The sequence below is a fragment of the Pectobacterium jejuense genome, from assembly GCF_026800125.1.
Lineage (GTDB): Bacteria > Pseudomonadota > Gammaproteobacteria > Enterobacterales > Enterobacteriaceae > Pectobacterium > Pectobacterium jejuense.
The window spans coordinates 1-255 of the sequence record NZ_JAPQKX010000055.1; the positions used below are offsets into that span (position 1 = coordinate 1).

Here is a 255-nt window from a genome sequence, read left to right on the forward strand (position 1 = left end):
GGGCATACCGACACCGTGCCGTTCGACGATGGCCGCTGGACGCGCGACCCTTTCACGCTGACTGAACACGACAACAAGCTGTACGGCTTGGGTACAGCGGATATGAAAGGGTTCTTTGCCTTTATTCTGGACGCCTTGCGTGATATCGATCCCACCAAGCTCACGAAGCCGCTCTATGTGCTGGCGACTGCCGATGAAGAGACAACCATGGCTGGCGCCAAGTATTTCTCCGAATCCACGCAGATTCGCCCAGAC

1 protein-coding gene is annotated in these 255 nt (G+C 56.9%); it reads left to right on the forward strand.

What is annotated here, in order from left to right:
• Window positions 1-255, forward strand: a 255-nt coding sequence (locus NXT09_RS22435) for a M20/M25/M40 family metallo-hydrolase (protein WP_268581203.1), incomplete at both ends; no start/stop codon positions are given.